Origin of the sequence: Mesorhizobium sp. M2A.F.Ca.ET.046.03.2.1, from assembly GCF_003952425.1 — a bacterium.
Classification (GTDB): Bacteria; Pseudomonadota; Alphaproteobacteria; order Rhizobiales; family Rhizobiaceae; genus Mesorhizobium.
Genome location: NZ_CP034449.1, coordinates 3,975,251 through 4,001,719, shown reverse-complemented (window position 1 = coordinate 4,001,719; position 26,469 = coordinate 3,975,251). Strand labels below are relative to the sequence as shown.

27 protein-coding genes and 1 pseudogene are annotated in these 26,469 nt (G+C 65.2%); 14 read left to right on the top strand and 14 right to left on the bottom strand.

Going from position 1 to position 26,469, the window contains the following annotated elements; translation table 11 throughout:
• Positions 1-156 precede the first annotated feature (156 nt).
• A complete protein-coding gene (locus EJ072_RS19065; protein ID WP_126080821.1) occupies positions 157-579 on the top strand; it encodes a lysozyme inhibitor LprI family protein in 423 nt (140 codons plus the stop codon).
• 4 nt (positions 580-583) lie between these two features.
• Here EJ072_RS19065 and EJ072_RS19060 read toward each other — a convergent pair whose 3' ends face one another.
• The 8 genes from EJ072_RS19060 to EJ072_RS19025 all read right to left on the bottom strand — a co-directional run bounded on the left by EJ072_RS19060 (position 584) and on the right by EJ072_RS19025 (position 7,076).
• Positions 584-1,660 (bottom strand): 5-(carboxyamino)imidazole ribonucleotide synthase, encoded by a 1,077-nt coding sequence (locus EJ072_RS19060; RefSeq protein WP_126080820.1) that lies wholly within the window; start codon positions 1,658-1,660, stop codon positions 584-586.
• Entirely contained in the window at positions 1,657-2,154 is a 498-nt protein-coding gene (purE, locus tag EJ072_RS19055) for a 5-(carboxyamino)imidazole ribonucleotide mutase (RefSeq protein ID WP_126064066.1), read from the bottom strand. Before purE ends, EJ072_RS19060 begins: the two co-directional genes overlap by 4 nt.
• A gap of 75 nt (positions 2,155-2,229) precedes the next feature.
• Positions 2,230-3,435 carry an aminotransferase class V-fold PLP-dependent enzyme gene (locus tag EJ072_RS19050; RefSeq protein ID WP_126080819.1) on the bottom strand — a complete coding sequence of 402 codons (1,206 nt, stop codon included), beginning with the start codon at positions 3,433-3,435 and terminating at the stop codon, positions 2,230-2,232.
• A gap of 18 nt (positions 3,436-3,453) precedes the next feature.
• Complete coding sequence (locus tag EJ072_RS19045) at positions 3,454-3,915, bottom strand: RidA family protein (RefSeq protein ID WP_126080818.1); 462 nt, start codon at positions 3,913-3,915, stop codon at positions 3,454-3,456.
• A gap of 37 nt (positions 3,916-3,952) precedes the next feature.
• Complete coding sequence (locus tag EJ072_RS19040; protein WP_126080817.1) at positions 3,953-4,747, bottom strand: amino acid ABC transporter ATP-binding protein; 795 nt, start codon at positions 4,745-4,747, stop codon at positions 3,953-3,955.
• Between the two features lie 4 nt (positions 4,748-4,751).
• Positions 4,752-5,402 (bottom strand): amino acid ABC transporter permease, encoded by a 651-nt coding sequence (locus EJ072_RS19035; protein ID WP_126080816.1) that lies wholly within the window; start codon positions 5,400-5,402, stop codon positions 4,752-4,754.
• A 1-nt stretch (position 5,403) separates the two neighbouring features.
• A complete protein-coding gene (locus EJ072_RS19030; protein ID WP_126080815.1) occupies positions 5,404-6,069 on the bottom strand; it encodes an amino acid ABC transporter permease in 666 nt (221 codons plus the stop codon).
• A gap of 176 nt (positions 6,070-6,245) precedes the next feature.
• Positions 6,246-7,076: a transporter substrate-binding domain-containing protein gene (locus EJ072_RS19025; RefSeq protein WP_189341575.1), complete on the bottom strand. Its 831-nt coding sequence runs from the start codon at positions 7,074-7,076 to the stop codon at positions 6,246-6,248.
• Between the two features lie 164 nt (positions 7,077-7,240).
• Between EJ072_RS19025 and EJ072_RS19020 the strand changes: the two genes are divergently transcribed.
• Positions 7,241-8,041 carry an IclR family transcriptional regulator gene (locus EJ072_RS19020; protein WP_126080813.1) on the top strand — a complete coding sequence of 267 codons (801 nt, stop codon included), beginning with the start codon at positions 7,241-7,243 and terminating at the stop codon, positions 8,039-8,041.
• 26 nt (positions 8,042-8,067) lie between these two features.
• Here EJ072_RS19020 and EJ072_RS19015 read toward each other — a convergent pair whose 3' ends face one another.
• Positions 8,068-8,271 carry a YdcH family protein gene (locus EJ072_RS19015; protein ID WP_126080812.1) on the bottom strand — a complete coding sequence of 68 codons (204 nt, stop codon included), beginning with the start codon at positions 8,269-8,271 and terminating at the stop codon, positions 8,068-8,070.
• A gap of 248 nt (positions 8,272-8,519) precedes the next feature.
• On the opposite strand from EJ072_RS19015, the gene EJ072_RS19010 reads away from it, so the two are divergent.
• From EJ072_RS19010 to EJ072_RS19000, 3 genes are all read left to right on the top strand, one after another.
• On the top strand, positions 8,520-8,699 hold the full coding sequence (locus EJ072_RS19010; protein WP_042641511.1) for a YdcH family protein: 180 nt from the start codon (positions 8,520-8,522) through the stop codon (positions 8,697-8,699).
• A gap of 244 nt (positions 8,700-8,943) precedes the next feature.
• Entirely contained in the window at positions 8,944-10,194 is a 1,251-nt protein-coding gene (gene ispG, locus EJ072_RS19005) for a flavodoxin-dependent (E)-4-hydroxy-3-methylbut-2-enyl-diphosphate synthase (RefSeq protein ID WP_126080811.1), read from the top strand.
• A gap of 4 nt (positions 10,195-10,198) precedes the next feature.
• Complete coding sequence (locus EJ072_RS19000) at positions 10,199-11,059, top strand: lytic transglycosylase domain-containing protein (protein ID WP_126080810.1); 861 nt, start codon at positions 10,199-10,201, stop codon at positions 11,057-11,059.
• On the opposite strand, the gene EJ072_RS18995 is transcribed toward EJ072_RS19000, so the two are convergent.
• Together EJ072_RS18995 and EJ072_RS18990 are read right to left on the bottom strand one after the other, a co-directional pair.
• Positions 11,060-13,384 (bottom strand): response regulator, encoded by a 2,325-nt coding sequence (locus EJ072_RS18995; RefSeq protein WP_126080809.1) that lies wholly within the window; start codon positions 13,382-13,384, stop codon positions 11,060-11,062.
• Between the two features lie 187 nt (positions 13,385-13,571).
• Positions 13,572-14,144, bottom strand: a complete 573-nt coding sequence (locus EJ072_RS18990) for an HXXEE domain-containing protein (protein ID WP_126080808.1) — start codon at positions 14,142-14,144, stop codon at positions 13,572-13,574.
• Positions 14,145-14,377: 233 nt separating this feature from the next.
• Between EJ072_RS18990 and EJ072_RS18985 the strand changes: the two genes are divergently transcribed.
• Positions 14,378-15,277 (top strand): alpha/beta hydrolase, encoded by a 900-nt coding sequence (locus EJ072_RS18985; RefSeq protein ID WP_348525877.1) that lies wholly within the window; start codon positions 14,378-14,380, stop codon positions 15,275-15,277.
• Positions 15,278-15,426: 149 nt separating this feature from the next.
• Here EJ072_RS18985 and EJ072_RS18980 read toward each other — a convergent pair whose 3' ends face one another.
• From EJ072_RS18980 to EJ072_RS18970, 3 genes are read right to left on the bottom strand one after another with little or no spacing between them, the layout of a single operon-like run.
• Entirely contained in the window at positions 15,427-15,645 is a 219-nt protein-coding gene (locus EJ072_RS18980) for a 4-oxalocrotonate tautomerase family protein (protein WP_126080807.1), read from the bottom strand.
• A 24-nt stretch (positions 15,646-15,669) separates the two neighbouring features.
• A complete protein-coding gene (locus EJ072_RS18975; protein WP_126080806.1) occupies positions 15,670-16,563 on the bottom strand; it encodes an SDR family oxidoreductase in 894 nt (297 codons plus the stop codon).
• A 15-nt stretch (positions 16,564-16,578) separates the two neighbouring features.
• Entirely contained in the window at positions 16,579-17,313 is a 735-nt protein-coding gene (locus EJ072_RS18970) for an SDR family oxidoreductase (RefSeq protein ID WP_189342631.1), read from the bottom strand.
• A gap of 109 nt (positions 17,314-17,422) precedes the next feature.
• Between EJ072_RS18970 and EJ072_RS18965 the strand changes: the two genes are divergently transcribed.
• From EJ072_RS18965 to EJ072_RS18930, 8 genes and pseudogenes are all read left to right on the top strand, one after another.
• Entirely contained in the window at positions 17,423-18,316 is an 894-nt protein-coding gene (locus tag EJ072_RS18965) for a LysR family transcriptional regulator (protein ID WP_126080805.1), read from the top strand.
• A gap of 256 nt (positions 18,317-18,572) precedes the next feature.
• On the top strand, positions 18,573-19,712 hold the full coding sequence (locus EJ072_RS18960; protein WP_245466906.1) for a transporter substrate-binding domain-containing protein: 1,140 nt from the start codon (positions 18,573-18,575) through the stop codon (positions 19,710-19,712).
• Complete coding sequence (locus EJ072_RS18955) at positions 19,709-20,293, top strand: ANTAR domain-containing protein (protein WP_126080803.1); 585 nt, start codon at positions 19,709-19,711, stop codon at positions 20,291-20,293. The genes EJ072_RS18960 and EJ072_RS18955 overlap by 4 nt, the downstream gene beginning before the upstream one ends.
• Before the next feature lie 9 nt (positions 20,294-20,302).
• Positions 20,303-21,150 (top strand): annotated as a pseudogene (locus EJ072_RS18950) (ABC transporter permease).
• Between the two features lie 2 nt (positions 21,151-21,152).
• Positions 21,153-22,073: an ABC transporter permease gene (locus EJ072_RS18945; protein WP_126080802.1), complete on the top strand. Its 921-nt coding sequence runs from the start codon at positions 21,153-21,155 to the stop codon at positions 22,071-22,073.
• A gap of 29 nt (positions 22,074-22,102) precedes the next feature.
• Positions 22,103-23,725 (top strand): ABC transporter substrate-binding protein, encoded by a 1,623-nt coding sequence (locus EJ072_RS18940; RefSeq protein WP_126080801.1) that lies wholly within the window; start codon positions 22,103-22,105, stop codon positions 23,723-23,725.
• Positions 23,726-23,832: 107 nt separating this feature from the next.
• Complete coding sequence (locus EJ072_RS18935; RefSeq protein ID WP_126080800.1) at positions 23,833-24,777, top strand: acetamidase/formamidase family protein; 945 nt, start codon at positions 23,833-23,835, stop codon at positions 24,775-24,777.
• A complete protein-coding gene (locus EJ072_RS18930) occupies positions 24,777-26,465 on the top strand; it encodes an ABC transporter ATP-binding protein (protein WP_126080799.1) in 1,689 nt (562 codons plus the stop codon). Before EJ072_RS18935 ends, EJ072_RS18930 begins: the two co-directional genes overlap by 1 nt.
• The last annotated feature ends 4 nt before the right edge of the window (positions 26,466-26,469 follow it).

The window sequence follows — 26,469 nt, the reverse complement described above, 5'->3', positions numbered from 1 at the left end:
TAAACGAGGAGTCTCGTCCGTGTCAACCACGTGACGGTGTCCGAACAAGGGCAATTGGCGCGATCCGTCAAATATTCGCCATCCCTACCGGCCACGGCATTGCGCGACTCGAGGTCGACTGGAATGGTGTCCACACCCAAGCGACTGGAGATTCCCATGCGCGGTCTTTTTCTGCCCGCCTGTCTTGTTCTCCTGGCGACCGCCCCGGCAGCGTTTGCCGAGGACTGCGACCGCAGCGACGACAGCCAGTCGATGCTGAACATCTGCGCCGATGCCGACTACCAGGCTGCCGATGCCAGGCTCAATGCCGCCTATAAGAACATCGTCAGCAGCAACGATCAGGCCTCGAATAGGCTGCTGCAGACGGCGCAGCGCGCCTGGATCGCCTTTCGTGACGCCGAATGCGCTTATTCGACCGCCGACAGCGAGGGCGGCTCCATCCATCCGATGGAGGTGTCGCAGTGCCTGACCAAGCTCACCAACGAGCGCTTAAAGCAGCTCACCTCCTCCGCCAACTGCAAGCTGAGCGATCCGAGTTGCGCCGGCTCCGACGCGGGCGGCGACGAGGATATGCAATAGCGGGTTATTTCGGCCTGACGAGGCGCGTGAAATGGCCCATCTTGCGGCCGGCGCGCGACTCGGCCTTGCCGTAGAGATGCAGCATCAGGTCGGGTTCGGCGAGCAGCGCCGGTACCTTCAGCATGTCGTCGCCGATCAGGTTTTCCAGCACGCAATCGGAATGCCGGGCGGGCGAGCCCAGCGGCAGGCCGGCGACGGCGCGGATATGCTGCTCGAACTGCGAGATGACGCAGGCAGCCTCCGTCCAGTGGCCGGAATTGTGCACGCGCGGCGCCAGCTCGTTGGCCAGCAGCGAGCCGTCGGCAAGCACGAAGAACTCGACGCCGATGACGCCGACATAGTCGAGCGCGGAAAGGATTTTTGCGGCCGCATCCTTGGCGGCCGCTGCCGTTTGCGGACCGATGGCGGCCGGCAAGGTCGAGCTGCGCAATATGCCTTCGCGATGGACGTTTTCGGCCGGATCGTAAGCGGCGATCGCTCCGTCGAGACCGCGCGCGGCGATCACCGAAATCTCACGCTCGAAAGCGACGAGCGATTCCAGGATCAGCGGCACATTGCCCATCGCCTCGCAGGTGCCTGCAAAGCCGCCTGTTTCCATGTTGCGGAAGACGCGCTGGCCCTTGCCGTCATAGCCCATGCGGCGGGTTTTCAGCACGCCGCTGCCGTCGAATTTCCTCAAAGCTTCGGTCAAATGGTCGTCATTGTCGACCGGACAGAACTCGGCCGTCGGGATGCCGATGTCATTCAGGAAGCTTTTCTCGGTGACGCGATCCTGCGCGACTTCGAGCGCGCGGCCCGGCGGGTAGACGGGAACCGTTGCCGCCAGCGTTCGCGCCGCGGCGACCGGAACATTCTCGAATTCGTAGGTGACGACGGCGCTGGCGGCGGCCAGGTCGGCAAGCGCCGCCCGATCGTCATAGGCGGCCACGATCTGCCGGTTGGCGACCTGGGCCGCCGGGCAGTCGGCCTGGGGCTCCAGGACCACGATGCGGTAGCCAAGGCGGGCGGCAGCCATCGCCAGCATGCGGCCGAGCTGGCCGCCGCCGATGATGCCGATGGTCGATCCGGGCGCCAGGCTCACGGCGCGTCCGTCGGTTCGGCGGCGACCTTGGCGGTCTGCGCCGCGCGCCAGGCATCGAGCCGGGCGGCGAGCTTGTCGTCGTTAAGCGCCAGCACCGCCGCGGCAAGCAGCGCGGCATTGGCCGCCCCCGCCTTGCCGATGGCCAGCGTGCCGACCGGGATGCCGGCCGGCATCTGCACGATGGAGAGCAGCGAATCCTGGCCGGACAGCGCCTTGGATTCGACCGGGACGCCGAAGACGGGCAGCGGCGTCATCGCCGCCGTCATCCCGGGCAAATGCGCGGCGCCGCCGGCGCCGGCGATGATCACCTTGTAACCGGCGGCCTTGGCCCCCTTGGCGAACTCATAGAGGCGGTCGGGGGTGCGGTGGGCGGAGACGATCAGCCTTTTGTGCGGAATGCCCAGCGCATCCAGGGTTTCGGCCGCCTGGCGCATCGTCGCCCAGTCGGACTGGCTGCCCATGATGATGGCGACGTCGGCACGCTGATCGGTCAAGGTTCGCTCCCGGCGGCAAAGGCGCGCCTTAGCGGAATTCGCCGATAGCCGCAAGGATTGTCGCGATGCAGCCAGCTAGTCCGGCCAGCGCAACGATCCGGTCGAATCCTTGCGAGCGACCTTCATCGCGTCAGCCGGCCGGTCCTTCGCCGTCAGCACGGCGCGCAGTTGCTCGGCCACGATCTCCGCCTCGCCAGGATGCAGATTGCAAGGGTCGAGGAAGAAATGGCCTCGCTCGACCTCGTGGTTGCGCACGATGATCGGCGGCGAGCCGGCGGCGAGCGCGGAGGCAAGTCCGGCAGCCGTGAAGCGGCTCTCCGGGCGCACATAGACCTGCAGGCGATCGAGAGGGTTGTTGGTCGGGTCGGGAATGATCTGCGCATTGATACCCGGAATGCCCTGCAGCGCGTCCTTCCACAGATTGAGCGCCGCCTCCTCGCGCCGGCGGATGCCGGCATGGTCGCGCTTTTCCCAGGCCTCGAGCGCCGCCATGGTGCCGGCGATGCTTTCCTTGCCGACCTTCATGGCGCGCGCCACGCCGCGGTTCTGCAGATAGGCGGCGCGGACCAGGTCCTTGCGGCCGGTGACGATGCCGCTGGTTGGCCCTGAAAGGAATTTGTGGCCGCTGTAGACGACGATGTCGGCGCCGCGCGCCAGGAAGCTGCGAAGGTCGTATTCCGAGGCGGCGTCGACGATCACCGGGACGCCCTTGGCGTGGCAGATCTCGCAAAACTCCTCCAGCGAAAGCATGCCGTATTGCACGGTGTGGTGGGCGACGACGTAGAGGGCCGCCGCCGTGCGCTCGTTGATTGCCTCGCGCAGATGGTAGTCCTGGGTGACGCTGACGGTGCCCGCCGGAATGACTTTGGCGCCGGCCACCCGGATCGACTGGTCGATCGGCGCGCCGTAATTGACGATATGGCCGAGCTGGATGACGACTTCAGACTTCAGCCCTTCGGTGTCGTCCGGCAGCCGCTCGATCGCCAGAAGGTTGGTGCCGGTCATCGCGCCGGCGATCGCCATGGTGATGCCTGAGGCGCAACAAGCGGTGATGAAGCCGGCCTCGCCGCCGGTGAGTCGGGCGACGACTGCGCTCGCGGCGCGCTGCAGATCGTCCATCTCCACCCATTGCGAGGCCATCTCGGCCATGGCGCTGATCGCCTCGGGTACGATAATCGAAGCACCCAATGCCGTCATCGTGCCGGAGACGTTGATGATGGGTCTCAGGCCCAGGCGCTCGCGGATTGTGGTGTTGGAGCCGGCGTCGGAATAGGTTTTCATGAGGGCGAACTCCTAAAATCAGGCGGTGATCTCGACGACCGCTTCGATCTCGACGGTGATGTTGCCAGGCAACGAGCCGACGCCGATAGCCGAGCGGGCATGGCCGCCGATCTTGTCGAAGACATCGGCGAAAAGGTCCGAGCAGCCGTTGACCACTTTGGGGTGGTCGCTGAAGGTCGGGGTTGCGTTGACGAAGCCGAGCAGTTTTACCACGCGCACGATGCGGCTGAGGTCGCCCGCCGCCGCATGCATGACGGCAAGCAGGTTGAGGCCCGTGAGGCGGGCATGCTCATAGGCCTGCTCGACGGTGACGTTGTCGCCGACCTTGCCGGTGCACAGCGTGCCGTCAGCGCGCAGCGGTCCCTGGCCCGAAAGGAAGATCAGACGGCCGCTCTCGGCATGGGTTACGAAATTGGCGATGGGTGTCGGCGGCTCGGGCAGGGTCAGGCCGAGTTCAGCGAGCCGTTCGTAAGGCGACATGGAATGGTACTCCTTGGATGGCGAAAGCCATCCGCTTTCAGAAATGCGAGGCGCGGAAACGCGCCAGGAAGGTGCGCAGCCGCTCATTGGTGGTCTCGGCGGCGAGAACCTCCTTCGGCGGCCCAACGGCCGAGACGCCGCCATCGGCCATGAAGACGATGCGGCTGGAGGCGTCGCGGGCGAAGGCCATTTCATGCGTCACCATCAGCATGGTCATGCCGTCCTCGGCGAGGCTTTTCACCACGGCCAACACCTCGCCGACGAGCTCGGGGTCGAGCGCCGAGGTGATCTCGTCGAGCAGCAGAATCTTCGGCTCCATGGCGACGGCGCGGGCAATCCCGACCCGCTGCTGCTGGCCGCCTGAAAGCTCCGCCGGCAGGCTGTCGGCCTTGTGAGCGAGGCCGACGCGGCCGAGCCAATGCTCGGCGATCGAGCGGGCTTCGGCATTGCTCTTGCCGCGCACCTTGGTGAGGCCGAGCATGATGTTGCCGGCCGCGGTCAGATGCGGGAAGAGGTTGAAGCTCTGAAACACCATGCCGGTTTCGGCGCGCATGGCGGCCAAATCGCGTTCGCTGCGGCGCTGCCGCGTCCCGGAATCACGGTATCCGACTTCCTTGCCGTCGATGCGGATCGAGCCCGAGTCATAGCTCTCGAGGAAGTTCACGCAGCGCAGCAGCGTGGTCTTGCCGCTGCCGGAAGGGCCGATGACGGTGACCACCTCGCCCTTCGCCACCTGCAGGCTGACCGAGCGCAGCACCGCGACCGGGCCGAAGGATTTCGAGACCTCGGCGATGTCGAGAAGCGCTGGGCTGTTGTTGGAGCTGGTGGCCATGGCGTTAGTCCCGGATGAAGGCGAAGCGCCGTTCCAGCCTGCGGCTGGCGTAGGAAAGCGCGTAGTTGACGGCGAAATAGATCAGGGCGCCGAGGATGTAGAGCGGCATCGCCTCATAGGTGCGGCCGATGACCTGGTTGATGGCCTGCATCAGATCGGTGATGCCGAGCAGCGAGACCAGGGCGCTGCCCTTCACGGCGTCGGTGACGCCGTTGATCCAGGGCGGCAGGAAGCGGCGGAAGGCCTGCGGGAAGATGACCGAGGTGAGGCGCTGCCGGAAGGTCAGGCCGATCGCCATCGCCGCCTCTGACTGGCCCTTCGGTATCGAGGCCACGGCGCCGCGCACATATTCGACGACCTGCGCCGTCTTGAACAGCGTGAGCGCCAGCACCGCCGCCCAGAAGGACTGCAGATGCAGTCCGACCGCGGGCAGGCCGTAATAGACGAAGAACATCAGCACCAGGATCGGGATGCCACGGATGGTGTCCGAGAAAATGCGCACCGACCAACGGAGCGGCGCCGGCCCATAGACGAGGCCGACACCCAGCAGCACCCCTGCGATCAAAGACAGGACCACGACCAGCAGCGAGACCCACAAGGTCAAGGCGAAGCCCTCGGCGAGGAACGGCAGGGCGTAGAGGATCTGACTCAGCATCTCAGCGCGCCGCCCTGAAACGGCGTTCGACCAGCCTGAGCGCGAACAGCAGGGCGTAACCGGTCACCAGATACATCGCCGTCGTCACCAGATAGACCTCGACGATGCGGAATGTGTTGAAGTTGATCCACTGGGCGCCATAGGTCAGCTCGGGCACGGAGATGACCGAAGCGATCGAGGTGTCCTTGAACAGCGAGATGAAGGTGTTGGACAGCGCCGGCAGCGTGATGCGCAGCATCGTCGGCAGGCGCACATGGATCAGGCGCTGCCATGGGGTGAGGCCGATCGCCTTGCCGGCGTCGAGTTGGCCGCGCGGCACGGCTTCCAGGCCGGAGCGGAACACTTCGACCAGATAGGCGCCGCTATAGACCGACAGCGTCACGACAAAAGAGGTGGGCGCGCTGTAAGCGAGGTCTATGACGGTCGGCACACCGTAAAAGACGAGGTAGACGAGCAGGATCAATGGCACGTTGCGGATGAATTCGACATAGGCCGCGATGATCGTGCGCACGACGCGCCCGGCCGAGACGTACCAGACCCCCAGCACCAGGCCGATGACGATGCCGATGGCGATCGAGATCACGGCGAGTTCGAGGCTGAGCAGCAGGCCACCCCAAAGCTTGTCGAAATGCCGCCAGATCAGGTTGAAATTGAGCGTGTAGCCCATGCATCCGTCTCAATGGCTCGCGGTGACAAACAATCTCTTGTTTTGGCGCAATTTCGGACGGAAAACCGCTTCACACTTTTCCTGAAATTGCTCAAGGATTCGTCACCCGCACGGCCCGTGTCGAGGAGGCGGAAGAGCGCCTGTCGCGCTCCTCCGCCGGCTTGGCGTAGGCTTGGTCAGATGACCGGGAAGCCTGGATGGCGCGGCGGCGGCTCCTGGCCGAAATATTCCTTGAAGGCGGCGTCATAGAGCGCCGTCTCGTGGCCGAACATGGCAATGGTGAAGGTCTGGTTGACGAAGGTCAGCCAATCCAGGTCGCCTTGCCGGACGGCAGCGCCGTAAAGCATCGAATACCAGCTCTTGCCGGCGTCAAAATATTTGTCCGGGTTGCGCGAGGCGAGCCAGCGCACCGTCGACAGATCGACGGCCGCGGCGTCGGCTCGCTTGGATTCCAGCGCTTGCAGCACGTTCGCCTGGGTGTCGATCTGCAGCACCTGAGCCTGCGGCAAGGCAAAATGCACCGAGCTTTCGGCATCGACATTCTGGAGGATCGAGATGCGGGTGTTGGCGCCATTCGCCAGGAGCTTGTCGAAGGTCTTGTTTTCGGAGCCGGGCAGCGTCAGCAGCGCCACGCCCTCGACATAGTAGGGCCGCGAGAAATGGATCAGCTGCGAGCGCTGCGCGGTCATGGTCATGAACTGGATGGTGATGTCGACCTTGTTGGTCGTCACGTTGGGGATGCGCTGCGCCGGGTCCTGGGTGACGAACTCGACCTTGGTCGGGTCGTCGAAGAGGCCCTTGGCGAGGATGCGGCCCATGGTGATGTCCATGCCGACCAATTCACCGGCGTCGTTCTCGAAATGCCATGGCGCATTGGTGCTGCCGGTGCCGACGATCAGTTTGCCACGATCAAGCGCGGTGCGCAGCACGCTATCGGATGCGGCCTGCGCGGCTGCCTTCTCGGCGCTGATGGCGGTAAGCGCGCCGGCGGTGGCCAGCCCCGCCATTCCAAGTTTCAGAAAATCACGTCTGCCGGATGTGTCGTTCACGGCGACCTCCTTTGATGGTGTGTTCCCCAATGCAGCAGAAATACACGCCGCAATCAGCGATTGTCTCTTACAAGAGACGTGTGTATCCTGTACAAGACAGATACTAGCACCAGGAATCGACAATGCAAGAGAGTGAAATGCTGACCGGGTGGCCGAGCGAAGGCACGGGCGAAGAGCGGCCAGCTGGCTCGCGCGAGAAAGGTCTCAACAGGGTCCTGAACATCCTGGAGTTCCTGCACGCCAACCAGCGAGCGATCGGCATCGGCGAGCTGGCAAAGGGGCTCAACGCGCCGCGCTCGACCACCTACACGCTGGTGCGCGAGCTGGTCGAAGCCGGTCTCCTGGAAATGGCCGGCGACGGCAATCGCGTCTATTTCGGCAAGAAGCTCTATCTCTACGGGATGGCCTATATGCGCGGCAACGACCTGCTGAGGCGCGGCCGCCAGGAGGTCGATACGCTGTCGCGCGAGACCGGGGAGACGTCCGAGCTCTGCATGCTGCAGAGCGGTCGCTACACCATCATCCATTCAAGCCCGGGCACGAGGCCGTTCCGCATCAGCTCGGCCACCGGCCTGCAGATTCCGCTGCCATGGACTGCTTCGGGCCGGTTGCTGCTGGCCGGTCTTGATCGCAGCCGGATCGAGGCGATGGTCACGGAAGACGATCTCGTGCTGCCGGACGGCCGCAAGATAGAGATCGATGACTTCATCGATGACATCGCTCGGGCGCGCGTCACCGGCTATTGCGTCACGTCAGGCCTTGTCGACGCCTATACCAAATGCCTGGCGGCGCCCGTGTTCTCGGCGCCTGGCAAGGTCGAGGCAACGATGTGCCTTGTGGTGCCGATCGACACGTCGGAAGCGCGGACTGGCGAATTGGTCGCGTTGCTGCGCGAGCGCGCCGCCCGGCTTTCGATCTCGTAGACTGTGGAGCGCGGGAAACTGCCCGCTCAGGCGATGATGTCGGGAATGATGCGGTCTTCCAGCGCCGACAGCCGGTCTTTCAGGATCAGCTTCTTCTTTTTCATGCGCTGAATCTGAAGCGGGTCGCAGCCCGTGGCGATCATCGCGTTGATGGCGGCGTCGAAATCGGCGTGTTCTTGTTTGAGCCGGGAATATTCGAGGCGTATTTCAGCCTGTTCCTGTTCAGACATTATCTACCGTCTGCGTATGCATCGCCCAATCGGGCTGTTTGGGCGGGACCGGCTGGGTTTGTGACTTTTCGTCTGAGGCCGGCGCGCAGCCCTTATCACATTTCACTTTGTCGTGGAATGCTACCACGTGTCATTCGACATCGAGATCGGTTGGTGGCAGACTGTCACGGTGCCGTCACAGTCTCAACCTGCGGTGGACGTGCCTGCGACGGCTGCAATCGAGGAAACCATGAAAGGGAGAACCAATCATGTCTCTTGCATCCCATCTTGATGAGTTGCAGCGGAAACACGGTGATATCGAGCGCGAGCTCACCGACGCCATGAACCATCCTTCGGTGGACGACCTCGAAATCGTGAATCTCAAGCGACGCAAGCTGGCAATCAAGGACGAGATTGAAAAGCTGAAGGCTAGCCCGACGACACACTGAAGCTCCTCCAGGCACCATCGCCGCAACCCGCCGCGGTGAAACGTCCGGTGGCAGGAAATGCCACCGGCATGGTGTTTTTTAACTGAAATCGATGGAACGTTCGGTCGCGGATGCCGCGATCGGCAGAGCTGGCGTTTTTCGCGTGGCGGCTGCTGATTTGCCAACCTCGCCTGGCGCTTGCCATTGACAAGCCATCTTTGCTCCGCCACCTCATGCCGGGAACTTTCAGATGAAGGCGACCGGCATGACCGGATATTTCTCTTCTCCCTTCCCACGGCGCAGGTCGGTCGGCGTTTCGGTCGGCGGCGTGATGGTCGGCGGCGGCGCGCCCGTCGTCGTGCAGTCGATGACCAACACCGACACCGCCGATGTCGACCAGACTGTCGCCCAGGTCGCGGCGCTGCATCGTGCCGGGTCGGAAATCGTGCGCATCACCGTTGACCGCGACGAGAGCGCGGCGGCGGTTCCGCGCATCCACGAGAGGCTGCTCAGGCTCGGCATCGATGTGCCGCTGGTCGGCGACTTCCACTATATCGGCCACAAGCTCTTGGCCGATCATCCGGCTTGCGCCGAGGCGCTGGCGAAATATCGCATCAATCCCGGCAATGTCGGCTTCAAGGACAAGAAGGACCGCCAGTTCGCGGCGATCGTCGAAATGGCGATTAGACATGACAAGCCGGTGCGCATCGGCGTCAACTGGGGTTCGCTCGACCAGGAGCTGTTGACCCGGCTGATGGACCAGAACCAGGCTCAGGGCTCGCCGCTCACCGCGCAGGAAGTCACGCGCGAGGCGATCGTCCAGTCGGCCATCCTGTCGGCCGAGATGGCGGAAGAGATCGGGCTTGGCCGCGACAAGATCATCCTGTCGGCCAAGGTCAGCGGCGTGCAGGACCTGATCGCCGTCTATACCGAGCTTGCCACACGCTCCGACCATGCGCTGCATCTCGGCCTCACCGAGGCCGGCATGGGCACCAAGGGCATCGTCGCCTCTTCGGCCGCCATGGGAATCCTGCTGCAGCAGGGCATCGGCGACACGATCCGCATCTCGCTGACGCCGGAGCCCAACGGCGACCGCACGCGCGAGGTGCAGGTGTCGCAGGAATTGCTGCAGACCATGGGCTTCCGGCAGTTCGTGCCGATCGTCGCCGCCTGCCCAGGCTGCGGCCGCACGACATCCACCGTCTTCCAGGAACTCGCCCAGAGCATCCAGGCCGATATCCGCAAGAACATGCCGGTGTGGCGCGAGAAATATCCGGGCGTCGAGAACCTCAAGGTCGCGGTGATGGGCTGCATCGTCAATGGTCCCGGCGAATCCAAGCATGCCGACATCGGCATATCCTTGCCTGGCACCGGCGAGACGCCGACGGCGCCTGTCTTCATCGACGGCAAGAAGGCGGCGACGCTGCGCGGTCCGTCCATCGCGCAGGATTTCGAGAAGATGGTCGGCGACTATATCGAGCAGCGCTACGGACACGGCAAAGCCGCGGCCGAGTAGGCCTATGCACCGTTTCCTCACGGTGGCCCTGGCCTTGCTGTGCAGCTTGAGTTGGGTGGCGGGCGCGTCCGCCGACCCGCCGCAGTCGAAATCGGCCGGCAAACGGCTGATCAACCGAGTCTGCGATCTGATCGAAGCCCAAGCCCAACAGAACGGGCTGCCCAAGGATTTCTTCGCCCGGCTGATCTGGAAGGAAAGCCGCTTCGATCCGAACGCGGTGAGCCCGGTCGGCGCCGAAGGCATCGCGCAGTTCATGCCGGGAACCGCCAAGATGCGCGGCCTGGCCAATTCCTTCGACATCGAGCAGGCCATTCCGGCTTCCGCGAAATATCTAGCCGAGATGAAGGCGGGCTATGGCAATCTCGGCCTCGCGGCCGCGGCCTACAATGCCGGCGAGAACCGCGTGTCGCGCTGGCTGGCCTCCGGCGGCTTCCTGCCGATGGAGACGGAAAGCTATGTCTTCGACATCATGGGCGAACCCGTCGACAAGTTTTCCGACAAATCCTATGCCGGCACCGTCGAGCCGCTCGACCCCAAGATGAGCTTCGCGGTCGCCTGCCGCCGGCTGCCGGTGATCATGTCGCGGACGGTCGCCATGGCCTCGATCAACGTCAAGCCGTGGGGCGTGCAGGTGGCGGGCAATTTCCGCCGTTCCGCGGCGATCGGCCAATGGCTGAGGGTCAAGAGCCGGTTCCCGGCGCTGCTCGCCAGCCATGATCCGGTGGTGAGCCGGGTGCGCACGCCGATCGGGCGGCGCGGCATCTACGCGGTCAGGATCGGCGCGGACTCGCGCGGCGAGGCCAACGGCATCTGCGACAAGCTGCAAAGCGTCGGCGGCGCCTGCGTGGTGATGCGCAACCGGTAGCTATGCCGTCTTAGCCGTCACCGTCTCGCTGAGCCAGGTGCCGATCTTGGCGCCAAGGCGGTCGGGCGATACCGGCTTCGGCAGATAATCGTCCATGCCGGCCTCGATGCATTTCTCGCGGTCGCCCTTCAGCGCATGCGCGGTGACGCCGATGATCGGCGTGCGCTCACCGTTCTGCGCTTCCATCGCACGGATGGCGCGGGTCGCCTCATAGCCGTTCATTTCCGGCATAGAGACGTCCATCAGCACCAGGCGGGGGCGCAGCGCGCGGTACATTTCGACAGCCGTGCGGCCATTGCCGGCGATGCGGTAGCTGAGACCGAAGCCATTGAGGATCTGGCCGAAGACCAGCTGGTTCACGTCATTGTCCTCGGCGATCAGGATATCGATCGGGCCGCTCGGCGCTGCGGTCGATTCCGGTGCCGCCGGCACGGGCGCCGCCGGGCCGCGAATGACGGTGAAGGACGGCGCCGCCGCGACCGGCTCGCGCACGAAATGAGCCTTGGTGCCCTGCATGCGCGCCTTCTGTATGGCGGAGATCACCGTGCCCAGCAGCACCGCCGAACGCGCCGGCTTGGTGAGATGCGCGACGATGCCGAAATCGATAACCATCCTGCCGAAATCCACCTGGTCGACCGAGGTGAGCAGCACGACCGGGATGGACGAAAGCCGGCTGTCGGCGGCAATCGCCTTGGCGACATCGGCGCCGTTCATGCCGGGCATCTGGTAGTCGAGGATAATGCAGTCGACAGAGGCGCCGAGCTGGCAGGCGCGGTCGAGGAAGGCAAGGCCGACAGCGCCGCTTTCGGCGGCCGCACAGTCGAAGCTCCAGCTTCTGAGCTGCTCCAGCAGAATCTCCCGGTTGACCGGATTGTCGTCGATGACCAGCACCCGGGCGCCGGTGACATCGACCGGCACCAGCTTGTCGGCCGCCGCCTGGTTGTGCGCCGGCAGCGGCACGGCGAACCAGAAGACGGAGCCGCGGCCGATCTCGCTTTCGACGCCGATCTTGCCGCCCATCAGGTCGACAAGCCGGGCGCCGATCGCAAGGCCAAGCCCGGTGCCTTCGTGGCGACGGGTCGAGGAGCCGTCGACCTGGGCGAATTTCTCGAACACGCTTTGCAGCTTTTCGGCCGGGATGCCGATGCCGGTGTCCTCGACGCGGACCTTGAGCTGGACGACGCCGTCGACGACATCGCCGCCGACATCGACCAGCACATGGCCCTTCTCGGTGAACTTCACGGCGTTGCCAAGCAGATTGGTGACGATCTGGCGGAAGCGTCCGGCATCGCCGACGACAAAGGCCGGCAGGCGCGGGTCGACGCGCACGATGAGCTCGAGGTTCTTTTCGGCAACGCGCGCCGACACCAGCGTCGCCACATCCTCGACCGCTTCCGCCAGGCGGAAGGGAGCGGGGTCGAGGGTGAGCTGGCCGGCATTGATCTTCGAGAAATCGAGGATGTCGTTGATGATGGTGAGCAGCGCGTTGCCGGATTTGACGATGACATCGGTGAAGGTCTTCTGGCGGGGCGTAAGCTCCGTCTTGGCCAGCAGCTCGGCCATGCCGAGCACGCCGTTCATCGGCGTGCGGATCTCATGGCTCATATTGGCCAGGAATTCCGACTTAGCGCGATCGGCCGCCTCGGCCTTGAACAGCGACGCGGCGCTCTCGGCGAAGGCGCGGCGGATGGCGTTCTCCATCGGCCGGAAGATCAGAACCGCGGCGATGGCCAGCACGGCAAACAGCAGACCGCTCGCCCACAGCAGCAGCCGGTCGTTGGCAGCGTCGGCGAGGCGACGCTCCTCGTCGAGCGCGGTGCGCACCTTGACCAGCATCGGCTGGGCGAACAGGTCGTTCTGGTTGCGGATCTCGCGGTAGCTCCATTCATCGACCTTCTGCGCCGTCGACATCAAATTGAAGTTACGCACCATGTCGCGTGCCGACCAGAACAGGTCGTCGTTGACCGAAGCGGTGTCCAACGCGTTGATGGTGTTCCTGGACAGGCGCGGCCTGATCGCGGCCAACTGCGCGTTGAGTATCCCGATCTCGCTGGTCAGCCGCTCGGAGTGGCCGCGCGCGGCAGCGGCCAGCGCATCGCGCGTCTCGCTGCGCCAGGCGGTGCCGGTCGTCTCGGCGAAATTGGTGGCGTTGCGCAGGTCGCGAGCAAAGATGACGAAATTGCCGCTGAGGGCATCGACTTCGTGGCGGTACGAATTCACACGGTTGAGCGCGAACATCACGGCGGCCGAGGCCAGCGCGAAGACAAGCAGCCCCGAAATGTAGCGGATCCGGATCGACCGGAGGAAGGAAGAATATTCCGGCATGCGCCACCCCAACACATACGCATAATTTTAATGGCCGGGATTACGCTTGATTTACATTAAGATTTCGTTGGTGGCGGGGGCGGTCCGATACCAGCAGCAGCCTTGCGCGGTGTCCCGTTCCGGGCTGCAACGACCGGGCTTCGGCCCGAGCGACGTCTTCTCGCCGCCGCAACCGTGCCGAAGAGGGCTACGAGCTGGCGACGAGAGTGCGGTACCGCGCGGTCACCAACGCAATGATTGCCAGGTGAAGCAGGACCGCGAGAGCTGCGCCGATCAAGTGCGGGAGAAGACCTGCTGTCCGGCCGATCGTCCAGATCGTAACGACGCTCAGCGGCAAAAACAAAGGGGCGCTGGTGACGAGGCCGGGATTGTATTTGCGCAATCGCGCCGACGTGACGAGATGCGCGAGCGCATTGACGATCATGACATAGGGAGCAACCAGGCCCCAAGCCGGTCCCCACAGCAAGGCCGCGTAAAGGGCCAGCAGGTTGATGCCCCAGACAAACGGGAGGTTGATGACGAGAACCGAGGCGACGGTAAGGGCGTCGCGGCCGCCGAAGACATGCTCGTTGGCGAATTTGCGGAACCGGTCGCCAGTGTGCTCCTCGACCTGATGGACCATGTAGACCGGGCTGTGCAGGAAGATCAGGAACACCGGCAGCGGAAGCGGGACCACCGGCGCAACCGCAACAAGCGATGCTGCCATGAACCCTGCGCCGACGACCCAATAGTCCGCTAGCCAGCGTTGCAGTTTAAGCATTGATTCCCGCCCTCCTCGGTCAGTGATCCTGACGCACATCGCCAGAGCTATTCAAGTGCGTGGACGCCTTGGCGCTCCGTGACCATGTCGGACATTGACTGCCGCGAGTGCCCCTGAGACAGTCAATGGAAGATGCGCGTCTCCGAAATTTGGGACTCCGTCGGCTCGGACACCCGTTGCGCCGTTGGGCCTTCCCTTCATCAGAGGTGGAAACGCGCGCGCGAGAGGCGGCCGTGAGCGAACCTACACAGCGAATAGTTGCGACCAACGGCATCCGCCTTAACATCGCGGAGCACGGAGACGGGCCCCCGGTGCTGTTGTGCCACGGCTTTCCCGAATCCTGGTATTCCTGGCGCCATCAGTTGAGCGCGCTTGCGGCGGCGGGCTTTCACGCCGTCGCCCCCGACATGCGGGGCTATGGCAAGAGCGATCGGCCGGAGGCGATCGACCAATACACGCTCTTTCATCTGGTCGGCGACATGGTGGGCCTTCTCGACGCCCTTGAAGCTCCCAGCTCCGTCATCGTCGGCCACGACTGGGGCGCGGTCGTCGCCTGGCATGCGGCGCTGCTGCGACCGGACCGCTTCCATGCCGTCATCGGCCTCAGTGTGCCGTTCCGGCCGCGCGCCAACGCGCGCCCGACCAGCCTCATGCCGCGAACGGCGGAGTCCCAGTTCTACCAGCTCTATTTCCAGCAACCCGGCATTGCCGAGGCGGAGCTGGAACGAGACCCGCGGGCCACGGTGCGCGCCATGCTTTACGCGGTGTCGGGAGACGCTTCGGACGGCGGCGCCGGAATCGCCATGGTCCCGCGCGGCGGAAGCCTCCTGCAAGCAGCCGAGGTTCCTGCAAGCCTGCCGCACTGGCTCAGCGAAAGCGACATCGATTTCTACGCCGGCGAGTTCCAGCGCGCCGGCTTCGCCGGAGGTCTCAACTGGTACCGCAACATCGACCGGAACTGGGAACTGATGGCGCCCTTTGCGGGCGCGCGGATCAAGGTTCCCGCGCTCTACATGGCAGGCAATCGCGACCTGGTGGTCGCCTTCCCCGGCATGGATCAACTGTTGGCCAATCTCAGGAACTTCATCCCGCAAATCCGCGATACGCTGATGCTGCCCGGCTGCGGGCATTGACCCAGCAGGAGCGCCCGGACGAGGTCAACGCCGCGATGATCGAATTCCTGCGGAGCTTGCCGAACCGGGGCTGATCCAAGCGAAGCGAGTATCGGCTCCGACACGGAAGGTCGGGCGTGCCGCTCGGCAAGCGACTCGCCCGGTTCAAGTCAGGCACTATCCTTAGCCCGGTAGGCGTCGGGAATGACGAAGACCTCGTCGGCGCGGCCATAGCCCCCATCGGGAACCTCCTCGATCAGCACCATGGTGTGGGGACGCACACCTTCGCCGAAATAGTCGACGAACATCTGCGTGGTCTTGTGGATCAGGTCCTCCTTCTGCGCCTTCGTGAGGGCCGCCTCGGGCATCTTGAAGTTGGCAAAGGGCATTTCCAGGTTCCTTTCGGGTTGGGTTCAGGGCTTTGGATGAAGGAGGTCAGCAAGGCCGATGCGCTCCAGAAGCTGGGCGCGGACGCGGTCGGCGACACCGTTGACGATGGCCGCGCCGTCGTCGGACGGATCGATATGGACGCGGAACGGCCGGCGGCCATGCGGCATCGCCACGAGATCGACGATGGCCTCTGCGACCTTCGAGGGATCGGCGTCGGCAGGCTCCAGGCCGGCAAGACCCTTCAACGCCTGGTCGTCGACGCCGGCGTAAGGTCCCGACCAATAGGCGGCGGCGCGTTCGGTATCGGCGGGCTTGCCGGAATGGGCGAAATGCTCCGTGCCCTTGGTGAAGGCGCCCGGCACCACGATGCTCGTCTCGATGCCGAAACGGGCAAGCTCCAGCGCGTAGCTCTGCGCCAGCGCATCCATGCCCGCCTTGGCGGCGAAATACGGCGCGAGGAATGGCGGCGTGCCGCCGCGCGTGCTGCTCGATCCGACCCATATCATCAAGGCCCGGCCAAGCGAGCGCATGGCGGGAAGGACTGCCCGGTTGACGCGCTGGGTCCCCAGCACATTGACGTCATAGAGCTGCGCCAGTTGCTCCGGTGTGAAGGCCTCGGTCGGTCCGAACACCATATGGCCGGCATTGTGGATGACGACATCGATCCTGCCGGCTTCCGCGAGGATGGTTTCCACGGCCGCTTCGATCGACGGTTCCGACAACACGTCGAGCGCGATGGCGCGGATCGCCAGGTTCTCCTCGCGGGCCAGTCTTTCGACCTCGGCCGCCGGGGCGCCGCCCCGCCCCTGCGGATCGCGCATCGAGGCATAGACCCGGTGGCCGGCCCTGGCGAGAGCCTTCGCGGTCATGGCGCCGAAGCCGCTCGATGCGCCGGTGATGAGAATTGTCTGCTGCATGGTAGCCTCTATCCTTCAGATCGCGCCGCCATTGGCGCGGATGATCTGGCCATTGACCCACTGGCTGTCCGGGCCGGCAAGGAAGGCGACGAGCCCGGCGATGTCGTCGGGCTGGCCGAGGCGGCCGAGCGGGATGAGCCTGGTGATTGCCTCGATCTGCGCGGCGCTCTTGCCGTCGGTGAAGAGTTCGGTGTCGACCGGGCCGGGCGCGACGGCGTTGACCGTGATGCCGCGCGGGCCGAGCTCCTTGGCAAGGATATGCGTCATCGCTTCGACGCCGGCCTTGGTCGCGGCATAGACGCCGTAGGCCGGCTGGTAGAAGCCCACGACACTTGAAGAAAAGTTGATGATACGGCCACCATCGTTCAAGCGCGTTGCAGCTTCGCGCATGCCGCGGAACGTGCCGCCGAGATTGATGGCGAGCTGCCGTTCGAATGCAGCGTCGTCGGTGTCGGCGATGGGCGACAGCCGCATCATACCGGCATTGTTGACGAGGATGTCGGCCTTGCCAAAGGCCTTTTCAGCCGCGTCGAACAAGGCGGCCATGCCGGTCGGTTCGCCGATGTCGGCCTGGACCGCGAGAGCGGTGCCGCCGGCAGCCTCGATGGCCGAGACGACCTCGCCGGCCGCGTCCTTGCCGCGCGTATAATTGACGATAACGGCGATGTCGTCCTGGGCGAGCCGCTTGGCGATCGCGGCGCCGATGCCTCTCGATGCGCCTGTCACGATCGCGGTTCTTGTCTTTTGCATGATCGGTCTCCGTTCGTTTGTTTGGTGTGGAGCCCATATAGATCGCCCTGTCTTCCGGATAATCGGCCGGCTATTGACAGCAGTATTCGAATAGAGCGAACAATTGGCCATGGATCGATTGGACAGGATGCGGCTGTTCGTGCGCGTGGTGGAGCGGCACAATTTCACCGCGGCCGCAGCCGATCTCGGCCTGCCACGCTCGACCGCGACCGAAGCGATCCAGCAACTGGAGGAGCATCTGGGGGCAAGGCTGCTGGACCGCACCACGCGCCATGTCGCCACGACGCTCGACGGGCAGGCCTATTACGAACGCTGCCTGTCGATCCTTGGCGAGGTGGAGGATGCCGAGGCCGGGTTCCGCAGCGCCGAGCCGCGCGGCCTGTTGCGCATCGATGCGCATCCGCTGCTCACGCAGCGCTTCCTGCTGCCGCAACTGCCGGCCTTCCTCGAACGCCATCCCGGCATCGATCTGCATATCGGCCAGGGCGACCGGCTGGTCGACCTGGTGCGCGAAGGCGTCGACTGTGTCATTCGCGCCGGTGAACCGCAGGACAGCGGCATGATCATGCGGCGGCTGGCGATGGTCGCCGAGATCACCTGCGCCAGCCCAGCCTATTTGAAACGCCACGGAACGCCGGCATCGCCCGAGGCGCTGGAGGGCCACCAGGCCGTCGGCTTCGTTTCTTCCCGGACCGGCGATGTCCTGCCGCTGGAGTTCACGATGGGCGCCGGCCTGCGCCAGGTAACGTTGCCGGGCCGGGTCCGTGTCAACAATTCCGACACCGCAGCCGAGCTGGCGCGCCTGGGCTTCGGGCTTCTGCAGGCGCCGCGCTACCGGCTGGAAAAAGACTTGGCTGACGGGACGCTGGTCGAGGTTCTCAAGGATTTCCCGCCAACGCCGACGCCGTTGTTCGCGCTCTATCCGCAGAACCGCCAGCTCGCGCCGCGGCTGCGCGTCTTCCTGGAATGGGCGTCCCGCATCTTTGCCGAGGCAAGAGTGTAAACATCGGCGGCGTCACCGCTGAAAACCGTGGCGGCTTTGAGCGAGCCGGTCGCTTGATGGGCAAACCACCAAGCCATTGTACCCATTCGCGCGCAGGACCGTTGACAAGCCTGCGTCCACTCGTGTTCTATTTCGCAAGCGCACAATTTCCCGCGTAACACATCGCGTCCGGCATTGCCGGGCAAGGGCAGCATGGCCTCGCCGCGTCTCGTGAAAGCATGGGATGCGTGTGGGGCCTTTATTTTTTGAGGTCCGGGTGAAGACGTTCAGGGTCGGCATCCTCTATTCGACCACCGGTCCCTACGGGGCGATCGGCCGCGACTGCCGCGCCGGCGCCGAATTTGCCATCGAGGAGCTGGAGAAGGCCGGCAGCGCCGTGCGCATCGAGCCGGTCTTCGGCGATCCGGGCGGCCAGCCGGAGCGTTACCTCGATCTGATCCGCGCCATGCTGCGCGACGACCAATGCCGCAATGTGATCGGCACCATCACCTCCCTGTCGCGCAAGGACGTCATCCCGCTGGTGGAGAAATATGACGGGCTGCTCTGGTACATCTGCCCCTACGAAGGCTTCGAGGCCAACGAGAACGTCATCTACACCGGCGCCTGCCCCAACCAGCATCTGATACCGCTGTTCGACCACATGCTGCCCCGCTACGGCAAGCGCGTCTATCTCGCCGGCGCCAATTATGTCTGGGGCTGGGAGATGAACCGGCTGGCGCGCGAGCTTCTTACACGCGCCGGCGGCGAGGTGCTCGGCGAGCGCTATTTGCCGATCGAGGAGACCGATGTCGGCCTGCTGATCGCCGATCTGGAGCGCCACCGGCCCGACTTCATCTTGAACAACATGATCGGCCCGTCAAGCTACGCCTTCCTGGCGGCTGTGCGCCGGTTGGCGGATCGTGATCCTGCCTTCGCGCCGGAACGCTGCCCGGTGCTGAGCTGCGACCTGACGGAATGCGAGCTCGGCGAGATCGAGCCGGGCACAGCCGTCGGCCAGCTCTCGACAGCCTCTTACTTCGAAAGCCTGGCGTCGCTAGAAAACCGGATTTTCAAGCAGCGCGTCGCCGCCCGTTTCGGCGCCGGACGCCGCGTCTCCAGCTTCTTCGCCGGCGCGTATGCGGCGGTGAAGCTCTGCGCCGAGGCAGTCACCGAGGCCAATCGCGACGACCCCGCCAGCGTGCGCGGCTTCCTGCACGCCAACCCGAGGCAAACCGTGCTCGGACCTCTCGCCATCGACCCGCGCACCAATCATGCGGCCCTGCCTTTCCATCTCGGCCGCATCAACGAGCAGTCCGGCTTCGACGTCATTGCCTCGCATGGCGCGATCGTCGCCGATCCCTATCTTGTCGGCACGCTGGCCAGCCAGCCCGTCCCGCATCTGAGGGTCGTGCAATGACGCGGACGCCGAATTTCGTTTCCTGGCGCGCCGCGATCCTGCATCGCGCCGACGACAACATCGAGCGCCTGAAGCGTCAGCTCGAACGTCTCGGCGTGACCGTTCTCGTGCAGTGGAAACCGCTCGATCTCGCCGAAACGCCAGCTGACATCGTCCTGGTCGACGCCGACCAGGGGTGGAATGATCTCTTGCCATGGGACGGGGACGAGGCGCCCGTTCCGGTGGTCGCGCTGCTCGGTTCCGAAGCGCCCGGCCGCATCGCCTGGGCGCTGGGCAAGGGCGCCGGCGCGCTCATCGCCAAGCCGGTCACCGCCTCCTCGGTTTATCCGGCGCTGGTGCTTGCCACGCACGCCCACCATGAGCGAACCGCCGTCAAGGCGCGCATCGCCGGCCTGGAGGAGCGTCTGCGGCTGAGACCGATTGTCTACGACGCGATGCGCTCGATCATGGCCGCGCAAGGCGGCGATGAGGCCAGCGCCTATCGCACGCTCTGCCGCCTCGCCATGCAGCGCCGGCTCACCGTCGAGCACGTCGCCGCCTCCATAGTTGCCGGGCATGAGCCCGTGCCGCGCGCGATGTAGGCCGCTGGCATGCGGGTTCTGCACGAACTGACAAGACGGCCTTCCGCCCTTTTCGGGCTGATCGTGGTCGTGCTCGTCCTGCTGGCGGCAATCTTCGCGCCATGGATCGCGCATTTCTCGCCGGACGACCAGCTTGCCGACGGCCTGTCGCTCGAAGGCGCGCCGCTGCCGCCTGGCGGGGACCATCTGTTCGGCACCGACACGCTCGGCCGCGACCTCTTCGCCCGCGTGCTGTTCGGCGCCCGCACGTCGCTGATCATCGGTTTCGTCGCCAACGGCGTCGCCGTCGCGATCGGATTGCTTGTCGGGCTGCTCGCCGGCTATCTGCGCGGCGCCGCCGGCAACCTGCTGATGCGCTTCACCGACCTGATGATGGCCTTTCCGGCGCTGCTGCTCGCCATCGCGCTCGCGGCGCTGCTGAGACCCAGCCTGTGGATCGTCGCCATGGTGATCGCCCTGGTGAACTGGGTGCAGGTCGCCCGCATCGTCTACACCGAAACGCGCGGCCTGGTGGAACGCGACTTCATCGTCGCCGAGCGTTCGCTGGGCGCCGGCAATGGCCGCATCATCCTTCTGCACATCCTTCCCCACCTGATGCCGACCGCGATCGTCTGGGGCACGCTCGGCATCGCCACCACGGTGCTGCTCGAGGCGACGCTGTCCTTCCTCGGCATTGGCGTGCAGCCGCCGCAGCCTTCCTGGGGCAACATCATCTTCGAGAGCCAGAGCTATTTCAGGATGCGCCCTGGCTGGTGTTCATCCCCGGCGCGATCATCCTCGCCACGGCGCTGTCCTTCAATCTGATCGGCGACGCCCTGCGCGACATCCTCGACCCGACCCAGCGCGGGAGGCTGTGACGATGGCCTCCTTCCTTGCCCGCCGTCTCGTCCAGGCCGTGCTGATCCTGCTCGGCGTCGCCGCCATCACCTTCCTTCTGCTCTATTTCCTGCCGGCGGACCCCGCCGTGCTGATCGCCGGGCGCTCCGCGACGCCGCAGATGGTGGCCGCCATCCGGCATGAGCTTGGCCTCGACCAGCCTCTGGTCATGCAGTTCCTGCATTATGTCGGCAACCTGCTGCATGGCGATCTCGGCCGCTCCTATACGCAGAAGACCGAGGTGCTGCCGCTGATCCTGGCGCGGCTGCCGGCGACGCTCATCCTCATGGCCGCCGGCATCGTCGTCGAGGTCGCGCTCGGCCTGACCTTCGGCATCATCGCGGCGGTCCGGCGCGGCGGCTTCGTCGACCGCTCGGTGATGATGCTGTCCTTCGTCGGCGTCTCGTCGCCGCAATTCGTCGTGGCGCTGCTGCTTCTCTATGTCTTTGCCGCCACGCTCGGCTGGTTCCCGATGTCCGGCTTCGGCACGGCGCGGCATGTCGTGCTGCCGGCGCTCACGCTCGGCGTGCTCGGCGCCGGCTGGTATGCGCGCATGGTGCGTTCCGCCATGATCGAGGTGCTGCGCCAGGATTATGTGCGCACCGCGCATGCCAAGGGGCTCAGCGGCCGTCGCGTCGTGCTCGGCCACGCGCTGCCCAACGCGCTGTTGCCGATCATCGCCATGGTCGGCATCGACATCGGCCAGTTCATGAGCGGCGTGGTCGTGGTCGAGGCCGTCTACGGCTGGCCCGGCATCGGCCAACTCGCCTGGCAGGCCATCCAGCAGGTCGACGTGCCGATCATCATGGGCGTCACGCTGGTCTCGGCCCTGGCCATCGTGCTCGGCAATTTGCTCGCCGACTTCGTCGCCCCATTCGTCGATCCCCGCATCCGCAGCCAATAACCAACAAGACCAACAGAGGAGTGAACTCAATGAACAAATTCGTCAGAAAGATGGGCCTGGCGGCCTTGCTCGCCACCTCGGCCCTGGTGCCCGTCGCCTTCGCCGACACGCCGACCAATGGCGGCGACATCATCGTCACCTACAAGGACGACATCGCCACGCTCGACCCGGCCATCGGCTATGACTGGCAGAACTGGTCGATGATCAACGCTCTGTTCTCGCGCCTGGTCGACTACAAGCCGGGCACGACGGAACTGGGGCCGTCGCTCGCCGACAGCTACGACGTCTCCGACGACGGCAAGGTCTATACGTTCAAGCTGCATCCCGGCGTCAAGTTCACCAACGGCCGCGCGGTGACGGCGGCGGACGTCAAATGGTCGATCGAGCGCGCCGTCAACCCGAAGACGCAAGGCCCGGGCGCCGGCTTCTTCCACTCGATCGTCGGCGCCGACAAGATGACCGCCGGCACCGCCGAGACGATGGAGGGCATCACGGCGATAGACGATCATACGGTGAAGTTCACGCTGTCGCAGCCCGACGCCACCTTCCTCAACGTGCTGGCGCTCAACTTCGCTTCCGTCGTGCCGAAAGAGGCGGTGGAAGCCGCCGGCGGCGACTTCGGCAAGCATCCGGTCGGCTCCGGCGCCTTCACGCTGAAGGAATGGACGATCGGCCAGCGCCTCGTCTTCGAGAAGAACCCCGACTATTTCATCAAGGATCGGCCGCATGTCGACTCTTTCACGATCGAGATCGGCCAGGAACCGCTGGTGGCGCTTTTGCGCCTGCAGAAGGGCGAGGTCGACATTGCCGGCGACGGCATCTCGCCGGCGAAATATCTGGAGATGAAGAAGTCGCCCGAGTTCGAGGGCATGATCGTCGACCGCCAGCAGTTGGAAACCAGCTACGTCACTTTGAACACGCAGGTAAAACCCTTCGATAACGCCAAGGTGCGGCAGGCCGTCAACATGGCCATCAACAAGGACCGCATCGTGCGCATCATCAATGGCCGCGCCACGCCGGCAAGCCAGGTGCTGCCGCCGCTGATGCCGGGCTACGACCAGAACTACAAGGGCTATGCCTACGATCCCGAAAAGGCCAAGGCGCTGCTTGCCGAGGCCGGGTTGAAGGACGGCTTCTCGACCCAGATCTACACCTCCAACACCGATCCGCAGCCACGCATCACGCAGGCGATCCAGCAGGATCTGGCGGCGATCGGCGTCAAGGCCGAGATCAAGGCGGTGGCCAATCCGAACGTGATTGCCGCCGGCGGCACGCAGGGCCAGGCGCCGATGGTCTGGTCCGGCGGGCTCGGCTGGATCGCCGACTTCCCGGATCCGTCCGACTTCTACGGGCCGATCCTCGGCTGCGGCAGCGCGGTTGCCGGCGGCTGGAACTGGTCGTGGTACTGCAACAAGGACATCGACGCCCGCGGCCAGGCGGCGGACGCCATGCCGGTGCCGGCCAAGGCCGAGGAGCGCAACAAGGCCTGGGCGCAGATCTTCACCGACATCCAGACCAATGACGCGCCCTGGATTCCGGTCTTCAACGAACGCCGCGTGGTGGCCAAGGCCAAGCGCATGGGCGGCCCGGACGAGATCTATATCGATCCGACCCGCGTCATTAATTACGAAGCGATCTATGTGAACAAATAGGCCGTCTCATTTGCCGGTGGCGGCGTCCAGCCCGCCGCCGGCCGCCTTTCAATGATGCCGCCGAAACGGGAGGGCGGCTTGCCAAAAACAAACGAGAAGCAACAACCATGTGCGTGAAGTGCGACTACACCATTCATCGCGCCAGCCACCATTTCGGCTGGAACCGCGATTTCGAGCCGGCGCTGACCGCCAAGCCGGGTTCGACCATCCATTTCGAATGCCTCGATTCCTCCGGCGGACAGTTCGACGCGAACTCCACGGTGGCGGATGTCTCGACCATGGATTTCGGCAAGGTCAATCCGGTGACAGGACCCGTCTATGTCGAGGGCGCGATGCCGGGCGATGCGCTGAAGATCACGCTGCGCCATTTCGAGCCGTCGGGCCTCGGCTGGACCGCCAACATTCCGGGCTTCGGCCTGCTCGCCGACCAGTTCAAGGAGCCGGCGCTGCACATCTGGAAATATGATGCCGCCTCGATGGCGCCGGCGCTCTATGGTCCGGGCGGGCGCGTGCCGCTGAAACCCTTCGCCGGTACGATCGGCTTAGCCCCCGCCGAACCCGGCCTGCATTCTGTGGTGCCGCCGCGCCGCGTCGGCGGCAATCTCGACATCCGCGACCTTGCGGCCGGAACCACGCTCTACCTCCCGGTCGAGGTCGAGGGCGCGCTGTTCTCGATCGGCGACACCCACGCCGCTCAAGGGGATGGCGAGGTCTGCGGCACGGCCATCGAGAGCCGCATGGACGTCGAGGCGACGATCGAGCTGGTCAAGGATGCGCGGCTGGAGAGCCCGCGCTTCACCACGCCGGGGCCGGTGACCCGCCATCTCGACGAGGCGGGCTACGAGGTCACCACCGGCGTCGGACCGGACCTGATGACCGCGGCGCGCGAAAGTGTGAAGCGCATGGTCGATCTGCTCGCCGCCGACCATGGGCTGAAGCCGGTCGACGCCTACATGCTCTGCTCGGTCTGCGGTGACTTGCGCATCAGCGAGATCGTCGACATGCCGAACTGGGTCGTCTCGTTCTATTTTCCGAGGATTGTCTTCAATTGATGGCGGATGGTTCCGGGCGAGGAAGAGATGCTGTCCTGACCGTCGAGAGCCTGTCGGTGGACGCGCTGACGCCGCAAGGCGCCAGGCGCGTCATCGACGGCATCAGCTTTGCGCTGGCGCCGGGCGAGACGCTCTGCCTTGCCGGCGAGTCCGGCTCGGGCAAGTCGGTGACGGCGCTTTCGATCATGCGCCTGTTGCCGCGTGCCTCGCTGCGCATCGCCGGCGGCGACATCAGGCTCGAACGCCAGTCGCTTCCGCGCCTGCCGGAGCGCGCCATGCGCGACGTGCGCGGCGGCGAGATCGCGATGATCTTCCAGGAGCCGATGACGTCGCTCAACCCGGTACACTCAATCGGTGCGCAACTGACCGAGGCGATCCGCATCCACCAGGGCGCGGAAGGTTCAAGCGTCGAGCAGCGCGCTCGCGACATGCTGGATGTCGTGCATATCAGCGACCCGGCGCGGCGCATGAAACAATATCCGCACGAGCTCTCCGGCGGCATGCGCCAGCGCGTCATGATCGCCATGGCGCTGTCCTGCCGGCCGAAAGTGCTTCTGGCCGACGAGCCGACGACGGCGCTCGACGTGACGGTGCAGGCGCAGATCCTGAAGCTGATGCGGGAACTGAAACGGGAGTTCGGCACCGCCATCATCCTCATCACCCACGACATGGGCGTCGTCGCCGAGATGGCCGACCGGGTGGCCGTCATGCGCGATGGACGGATCGTCGAGGCGGGCCTCGTGCTCGACATCTTCGAGCGGCCGCAAGCCGACTACACGCGCGAACTGCTCGCCGCCGTGCCGCGCCTCGGCGCCTTCGCGGGAACCGACGCACCGCCCCGGGTCACGGCCACCTCCCGACCGCCGGTCCCAGACGGGGAAGCGCCCGTGCTTTCGGTGAAGAAGCTTGTCGTCGATTACGGCGCCTCCTCCAGCCTGTTCCGCCGCCGCGCCTCGGAAGCGCCGGCGGTGCAGGATGTCTCCTTCGAGATAAGGCCGGGCCGCACGCTCGGCCTCGTCGGCGAGAGCGGCTCCGGCAAGTCCACCACCGGCAAGGCCGTGCTCGGCCTTGTTCCTTTCGCCGGCTCGGTGATCATCGGCGGCACGTCCATTCACGGCCTCTCCGCGGCCGCGATGCGGCCGGTGCGCCGCGCCGCGCAGATGATCTTCCAGGACCCCTACGCCTCGCTCGACCCGCGCATGACAGTGGGAGCCGCCATCGCCGAGCCGCTCGTCATCCACGGCATCGGCAGCAGGGATGATCGGCGCGAACGCGTGGCCTCGCTTCTTGCGCGGGTCGGACTCGAAGCCGATCACGCCTCGCGCTATCCGCACGAATTTTCCGGCGGCCAGCGCCAGCGCATTTGCATCGCACGCGCCCTGGCGCTGGAACCGAAGCTGATCGTCGCCGACGAAAGCGTCGCCGCGCTCGACGTGTCAGTGCGCGCTCGCGTGCTCGACCTGATGCTGGAGCTGCAGGAGACGCTGGGCCTAGCCTATCTCTTCATCTCGCACGACATGGCGGTGGTCGAGCGCATGAGCCATGACGTCGCCGTTATGCGCGCCGGCCGTATCGTCGAAGCCGGCCCGCGCCGCGCGGTGCTGTCGTCGCCGCGGGAGGATTACACGCGCGAACTGATCGCCGCCGTGCCCATTCCCGATCCACGCGCCGCGAACGTGCAGAACTGACGTC